The following is a 6929-nucleotide window of genomic DNA, read 5'->3' on the forward strand; positions in this document are numbered from 1 at the left end:
GTCGCCCCCGCCGCCGGTGAGCGCCTCGACCGCCCTCTCCACCCGCCGGCACGCGGCGGCCAGGCGGTCGTCGTGGGAGGCCTCCGGGTCGGCGGCGACGAGGGCGAGGCCCCGGATCTCCCGGGCGCAGTCGTCCAGCAGTGCCAGCACCGCGCGGGCGCGCCGCTTGCGGCCGAGCACGGGGTTCAGCGGATGGACGAGCGGGGCGACCGAGAGCCGCACCCCGGCGAGCAGCTGCTCCAGCTCGGCCACCTTCGGCGCCGGGTCGGCGCCCTCGGTCCCCGCCAGCCGCGCGGCCGCCTGCGCGGTGCACGCGTGGACGCAGCGCAGGGCTTGCTGGATCCGGGCGCCGGTGACGTCGTGGGTGGTGACGGGCAGGACGAGGGCCACGGCCAGGCCGGCGCCGAGTGCCCCCACGCCGGTCTCCACCGCCCGCAGGGCCAGCAGCCCGGCATCGAGCACGCCCAGGAGGCCGTAGAGCGCGGCGGCGAGCAGCGTCACCCAGAGCATCATCCAGGTGTAGGAGACGGCGGCCGTGTAGAAGATGCCGAAAACGGAGACCAGGACGACCAGCGCCGTGGCGACTCCGTCGCCCTGGGCGGGGATCGCGACGAGCAGTCCCAGGCCGATACCGAGGACCGTGCCCAGGACCCGCCGGAAACTCCGGACCAGGGTCTCGCCGCGCGAGGCGGTGTTGACGAAGACCCACCAGGTGGCGCCGACGGCCCAGTACCAGCGCTCGCCGGACACCAGCTGGCCCACGACGAGCGCGAAGCCGGCGCCGGCCGTCGCCTGCACGGCCTGGCGGGTGGTGACGCGGGCCAGGCCGGTGCCGCCGGGCGCGGCGGGCACCACCGCGGGCGGCAGGCGGGTCTCGTAGCACCACAGTCCGAAGCGCACCACGGCGGCGGCGAGCACGGACAGCAGGACGGAGGCGTACAGCTCGGGCAGCTGGTCCGCGGTCGCCCGCAGGAACTGCGCCGCGAAGCAGGTCATGAACGCGAACACGCCGAGACTGTGCCCGCGCGGGCCCCAGCGCCGCGCGTACACGCCCAGTCCGACCACGGCGAGGACGGCGAGGTCCCGGACCGCCGGACGGTCGTGCAGCCAGACCGCGGCGGTGAGGACGGGCAGTCCGACGACGGGCAGCAGAGCCGTGGTGAGCGCCTGCCCGCGGACGGTGGGGTCGGTGACGGTGAAGAGGGCCAGGAGGGCGGCGAGTCCCCCGGTGACGACACCGGCGAGCGAGTGTCCGGCCAGGCCGCACACGGCGACCGCGAGACCGATGCCGAGCACGGCCCGCGTGGCGAAGCGCAGCCGTACCCGGCCCGGGTCCGGAGCCGTGAACACCCTCTTCAGCACAGTCGGCCGCCCCTCGGATCCATGACAGGCGCGGTCGCGCCCTCGCACGAGAAAGGCGCCGCGGAGTCCGCAGCGCCATCGATGCGTCCATTGCAGCACCCCGGCCGCCACTGGCTCAACTCACCCTCCCGAGCCTGATCCAATGGCCCAGTAGACGTCGCCTTCGAGCGGCCGGTGGAGTGCCAACGGCCGATGAGGGGTGGCCCAGCGGTCCGGCCGGGCGGCCGGCCGTTGGTACAGTCGGAAACGATCACCGACCGCCGGTCGGCGGGTCGGCGCGGCGAGTGGCGGACCCGTGGGAGCCGAGCGGTGAACCGCAGGACAGGAGGCCGGGCACCGTGGCCGTGGACGAACTGGACACCCGCATCCTGCGGTTGCTGCTGGAGCAGCCGCGCACCAGCGTGCGGGAGTACGCCCGGGTCCTCGGGATCGCGCGCGGCACCCTCCAGGCCCGCCTCGACCGGATGGAGCGCGAGGGAGTGATCACCGGGACGGGTCCGGCCCTCTCCCCCGCCGCGCTGGGGCATCCCGTGCTGGCGTTCGTGCACATCGAGGTCACGCAGGGACATCTGGACGAGGTCGGCGACGGACTGGCCGCCGTGCCGGAGATCGTCGAGGCGTTCTCGATCACCGGTGACGGAGATCTGCTGACCCGGGTCGTGGCGCGGGACAACGCCCACCTCGAGGACGTGGTCCAGAAGCTGATCAACCTGCCCGGCGTGGTCCGCACCCGCACCGAGGTGGCCCTGCGCGAGCGGGTCCCGCACCGGCTGCTGCCGCTGGTGGAGTCGGTCGGCCGGGCGACTCGCCCTTAGGGGCCTCCCCCGCTTCCGGTCTCCTCCCCCTTCTGGTGTCCTCCCCCTCCTGGTGTCCTCCCGCCGTCCGGAGCTTGGCATCCTGGGCCCCATGAGCACTCTGGACGCACTCTCGGTCCTCTTCGATCTCGACGGAACGCTCGTGGACAGCGAGCCGAACTACTACGAGGCGGGCCGGCTGACCCTCGCCGAACACGGCGTGCCGGACTTCTCCTGGGCCGAGCACGAGCGCTACGTGGGGGTCAGCACCCGGGAGACGGTTACCGACTGGCGGGGGCGGTACGGTCTCCGGGCCTCGGTGGAGGACCTGCTGGAGGTCAAGAACGGCCACTACCTCCGGCTGGCCCGCGCCTCGACGCGGGTGTACCCCGAGATGCGCCGGTTCGTGGAGCTGCTGGCCGCCGAGGGCGTGCCGATGGCCGTGGCCTCCGGTTCCTCGCCCGAGGCGATCGGGGCGATCCTGGCCGGCACGGGCCTGGACGCCCATCTGCGTACGGTCGTCTCGGCGGAGGAGGTGCCGCGCGGCAAGCCCGCTCCCGACGTCTTCCTGGAGGCGGCCCGTCGGCTCGGGGCGGACCCCGCCGACTGCGTGGTGCTGGAGGACGCCGCCCCGGGCGTCGCCGCGGCGCACGCCGCGGGGATGCGCTGCATCGCGGTTCCGTACGTCGCGGCGCAGGCCGACGCCCCGGAGTTCGCCGCCGCCGCGCTGCTGCTGCGCGGCGGACAGCGGGAGTTCACGGCGCGGGACGCACACGAGTGGCTGACCCGCTCGGCCCGGGCGGCCTGACGGCCCCGGCCGGTCCGGCCGGCACCCGGCCGGACCGGCGGGCAAGGGCACGCCGTGCTGCGAGGCACCGGCCCGGAGAGCGTCACGAAGTACCAGGACTCGGTGTACTGCGCGAAGGCCGACGCGAGCGCCCTGTGCGTCGACCCCCCACAGCCCCTCCGAACTCACCCGGGCCGCCAGGCCAGGGGCGCCACCCTCGCCCAGACCACCCGCTTCCCCCCGGGAGCAGGGCAGCACGCTCGCCCTCGGGGCGGTCCCGCCCCGTTCACCCTGCTGCCGCGCGTGCCGTCGTGGGCGACCGCCGGCTTCCGGGTGACCGTCAACGGGCGTGCGGTGCCGGGGATCCCGGTTCCCGGCGGTTACTTCGGCGTCTCCCGGGCCTGGCGGGCCGGCGACGCCGTGCGGGTCCCGGTCCCGTTCCGGCCGAGGGTGGAACGGGCGCTGGACGACCCCGCGCTGCAGACCCTGTTCCTCGGCCCGGTCGACCTGGTCGCCCGCCGCCCGTCGGCCGGACTCCTGCGGTGCGCGCCGTGCGGCAACGCCGGCCTCTCCGGGGACCTGCTGCCCCCTCGTTCGACCCGGTCCCCCGGAAGCCGCTGCACCACACGCTGAACGGCGTCGGGTTCGCGCCCTTCGCCGAAGGGACCGAGGACCCGGTGCACGTCTGCTTCCGGCGCTCGGAGCCGCGTGTGATCTTCGGCACCTCCGACTCCGGCGTCGCCGACCCCGCCCGGGACGACGGCGTCACCCTGCTGGACGAGATCCGGGAGAGAGCCCCCTTCGGCGGCAGGAGCGCGCTGGCCGCACGGGGGCGGGCGACGGTCTCCGCCCGGGTGTCCGCCGGCCTGCTGGGCGGAGCGGACGGAGACAGGGCGGTGCGGACGGCACGGAACGCCTCGTACGCGCCTTGAGGCCGCGAAAGGGGCATCCGGCGCCGGACGGCCGCACCGGTCGCCGCCGCCGGGTGCCCCCGCGGAAGCACCGGCGGGGACGCCGCCGCGTCCCCGCAGAAGATTTCTTCCGGAACGGTGACTGTCCTGCCGCTTCCATCCGTACTCACTGGTGTTGGGCTGTTGATACACCAGGAGGAACGATGCGCATCTCGCGCAGCACGGCAGGAACCGCGTTCGTGGGCGGAGCCATGGTTCTCACCCTCACCGCGCTCGCCTACCCCACCATGCTGGGCGTGCAGAACACATCGAGCACCCAGGACCGGGTCGTCGCCAACACGCAGTACGGCCAGCTGACCGAGGCCGACCGCGACTTCGTGGTCAAGGTGCGTGCGGCCGGGCTGTGGGAGCACCCCCTGGGCCTGCTGGCGATGGAGCGGGGGACGACCCCGGAGATGAAGGAGGCGGGAGAGCACCTGGTCGTCGGGCACGGACGACTCGACGAGAGCTGCCGCAGAATCTCCCTCGAACTGGGCATCACCCTGCCCAACCAGGCCTCGCCCCAGCAGCAGCAGTTCGTGGAGACCATCAAGTCGACCAACGACAAGGAGTTCGACACCACGGCCGTGAACATCATGAGGGTGACGCACGGCCAGATCTTCTCGACGATCGCCAAGGTCCGGGCCAATACCAGGAACACCCTGGTGCGGCAGCTGGCCGACCAGGCCAACGACACGGTGCTCGACCACATCACGGTCCTGGAGAAGACCGGGCTGGTCAATCATGAGCAGGTCAACTTCCAGCAGACCAGCCCGCCCAAGATGCCCCGGGAGGAAGTGACGCCGCCGGCCCCGCCGGCGGGCGCCCCGGTGCTGGTGCTCGAGATCCCGGAGGAACTGAAGGACCTCAATACGGTCTCCCCGGCGCCGACCCCGGGTGCGACGGTGAAGTAGGGGCCCGGTCGCCGGGAGCCGGACGTCAGGACCCGCGGCGGGGCGTGCCCCGGCGCGGGTTCTTCGGTGTGCCGCCGGTGCCCTTCTTCTTCGCCGTCCCGCCGCCGCCCCGGCGCTGCCCGCCGCCCGCCGCCTGCTGCCGCCGGGCGGCGGGCTTCCCCGCGCCCTTGCCGGCGGCGCGGCCGGGCTTCTCCCGCTTCTCCTGCGCGGAGGAGGGCGGCCGGGTGCGGCCCCGGGTGCTGTTGACGGTCCGGCCGCGGACGATCCCGATGAAGTCCTCCACCAGGTCGGTGGTCGCGGCCTCGGGCCACGCCAGCGCCACACCGGACTCGGGGGCGTCCCTGAGCGGCCGGTGGGTGAGGTCCTTGCGGTGGTGCAGCCGCGCCAGGGACAGCGGCACGACGAGCACGCCGATCCCGGCCGCGACGAGTTCGACGGCGTCGGCGGTGGTCGCGGGACGTTCGAGGGCGGGCCTGCCGGGCAGGGTCTCCCAGGCGAGGACGTCGTCGAGGGGGTGCAGCACGATCTCGTCGGCCAGGTCCTCCGGGGACACCTCGTCGACCGCCGTCACGAGGTGGTCCCTGGGCACCACGACGACCGTCTGCTCGGTGTAGAGGGGGATCGCGCTGAACACCGTCCGGTCGACGGGCAGCCGGACGAGCCCCGCGTCGGCGTCCCCGGCCAGCAGCAGACCGCCCGCCTCGGCGGCGGGCGCCTGGACGAGGGTCAGCGGGACGCCCGGCAGGCGCTCGTTCCAGACGCGCACCCACTTGCCGGGCATCACTCCGGGTGCGTACACGAGCCGGAACGACGGGGATGCATCCGATCCTGTCACCCGGCCAGGTTACCGTCCGTGGCCACGGGCCGTGACCGCCGGTCACGGCCACCGGCCCGGCCGACGGCCGCGCCCGGGGGCCGCCGGCGTCGCCGGTGGTCGGCGGTCGTGCGTACGGTCGATACCCTGGGCACCATGACGTCGCACCAAAACACCCAGACGATGAAGCCCGCGACCGCGGCGAAGAAACTGGGTGTGTACCTCGAGGCCACCCCCGCCGAGTTCCGGGAGGGTGTCGTCTCACGCGCCGAGCTGAACGCGCTCCAGGCCGATCCGCCCCCGTGGCTGCAGGAGCTGCGGCGCAACGGCCCGCACCCCCGCCCCGTGGTCGCGTCGAGGCTGGGGGTCTCCATCGCCGGTCTCGCCCGCGGCGGGATCACCGAGCCGCTCACCACGGAGCAGATCAACGCCCTCAGGGAGGAGCGCCCCGAGTGGCTGGAGCGTGAGCAGGCCACCCAGGCCGAGGTCCGCAAGGAGGCGGAGCGGATCAAGCAGCGGAACGCGGAGCGCGCGAAGCGCGACGGCTGACCGCGGCGCGCCCTCCGCTCCCCTCGCGCGACGTCCCTCCGACGTCACGCCCCTTGGCGTCGAACACCCCCGAACGGGCTCTCCTCTCGGGGGTGTTCTCGTTCGAACGGAACGCCGCGCGGCGCGGAACGGGGGGAACACAGGTCTGCGGCACCCCTTCCGGCGCATAGAAATATCTACCACCATGGCTGCACGCCGGGCCGGCGCGCACGCCCGTGAGGCCGTCGGCCCGGACCAGCACGCGCCCTCGGCGGCGCGGCCGACCGTGCCCGGGGTGGGACATGCAGGACGCCGGATGGAAACAGGCCGTCGAATGGCTGGCCGCCGCGGCCCGGGATCCCCGCGAGTGCAAACGGCGCTGGGACCACGGCACGGGGACGGCACTGCTGGCTGCGGGGCGCTACTGGGACGTGCTCAGCGTTCCCGACCGGCTCGGACTGCTCGCCCTGGACCTCCTGTGGCACGATCCGCCGGGAGTGCCCGGCCCCACCCTGGTGGACGTCACGGCCCACCGCGTCGGCTTCTTCCTGCCGCCCGACCCGGCCGGCGAGTGGATCGGGTCCGGTGTGCGGTACGTCGGCCGGGGCTCCTGGGTGGCGGTGCCGCCGCCGTACCGGCCCGGCGGCCGCCTGGAATGGCTCGTCCCCCCGGACGGCACCGGCACCCTGCACTCCGCCGTCCCCCTCGAACGGGCCCTCCGCACGGCCACCACCGCCCTCGCCGGTCCTGGCCCCGGCGGGGGCGGTGGTGGCCGTGCGG

The 6929-nt window shown here is 74.4% G+C and carries 9 protein-coding genes; 7 read left to right on the forward strand and 2 right to left on the reverse strand.

What is annotated here, in order from left to right:
• The coding region (locus AOK18_RS27585) for an FUSC family protein (protein ID WP_055696090.1) at window positions 1-1362 on the reverse strand (1362 nt) is incomplete at its 3' end.
• 338 nt (window positions 1363-1700) lie between these two features.
• Here AOK18_RS27585 and AOK18_RS27590 point away from each other — a divergent pair.
• The 5 genes from AOK18_RS27590 to AOK18_RS27610 all read left to right on the forward strand — a co-directional run bounded on the left by AOK18_RS27590 (window position 1701) and on the right by AOK18_RS27610 (window position 4807).
• Window positions 1701-2177 (forward strand): Lrp/AsnC family transcriptional regulator, encoded by a 477-nt coding sequence (locus AOK18_RS27590; RefSeq protein WP_055696091.1) that lies wholly within the window; start codon window positions 1701-1703, stop codon window positions 2175-2177.
• 91 nt (window positions 2178-2268) lie between these two features.
• Window positions 2269-2964, forward strand: a complete 696-nt coding sequence (locus AOK18_RS27595; protein WP_055696092.1) for an HAD family hydrolase — start codon at window positions 2269-2271, stop codon at window positions 2962-2964.
• Window positions 2965-3018: 54 nt separating this feature from the next.
• Window positions 3019-3576 (forward strand): glycoside hydrolase family protein, encoded by a 558-nt coding sequence (locus AOK18_RS27600; protein WP_055696093.1) that lies wholly within the window; start codon window positions 3019-3021, stop codon window positions 3574-3576.
• Between the two features lie 77 nt (window positions 3577-3653).
• Window positions 3654-3875, forward strand: coding sequence for a hypothetical protein (locus AOK18_RS34860; protein WP_240503336.1), 222 nt, complete (start codon window positions 3654-3656; stop codon window positions 3873-3875).
• Window positions 3876-4057: 182 nt separating this feature from the next.
• Entirely contained in the window at window positions 4058-4807 is a 750-nt protein-coding gene (locus tag AOK18_RS27610; protein WP_055572130.1) for a DUF4142 domain-containing protein, read from the forward strand.
• Between the two features lie 25 nt (window positions 4808-4832).
• Here AOK18_RS27610 and AOK18_RS27615 read toward each other — a convergent pair whose 3' ends face one another.
• Window positions 4833-5642: a LysR family substrate-binding domain-containing protein gene (locus AOK18_RS27615; RefSeq protein WP_055696095.1), complete on the reverse strand. Its 810-nt coding sequence runs from the start codon at window positions 5640-5642 to the stop codon at window positions 4833-4835.
• Window positions 5643-5777: 135 nt separating this feature from the next.
• On the opposite strand from AOK18_RS27615, the gene AOK18_RS27620 reads away from it, so the two are divergent.
• Both AOK18_RS27620 and AOK18_RS27625 read left to right on the forward strand, forming a co-directional pair.
• Window positions 5778-6170 carry a DUF5997 family protein gene (locus tag AOK18_RS27620; protein ID WP_055572132.1) on the forward strand — a complete coding sequence of 131 codons (393 nt, stop codon included), beginning with the start codon at window positions 5778-5780 and terminating at the stop codon, window positions 6168-6170.
• A 281-nt stretch (window positions 6171-6451) separates the two neighbouring features.
• Window positions 6452-6929, forward strand: a 478-nt coding sequence (locus AOK18_RS27625; RefSeq protein WP_055696096.1) for a hypothetical protein, incomplete at its 3' end; no start/stop codon positions are given.

The organism is Streptomyces prasinopilosus (genome assembly GCF_001419695.1).
GTDB lineage: Bacteria > Actinomycetota > Actinomycetes > Streptomycetales > Streptomycetaceae > Streptomyces > Streptomyces prasinopilosus.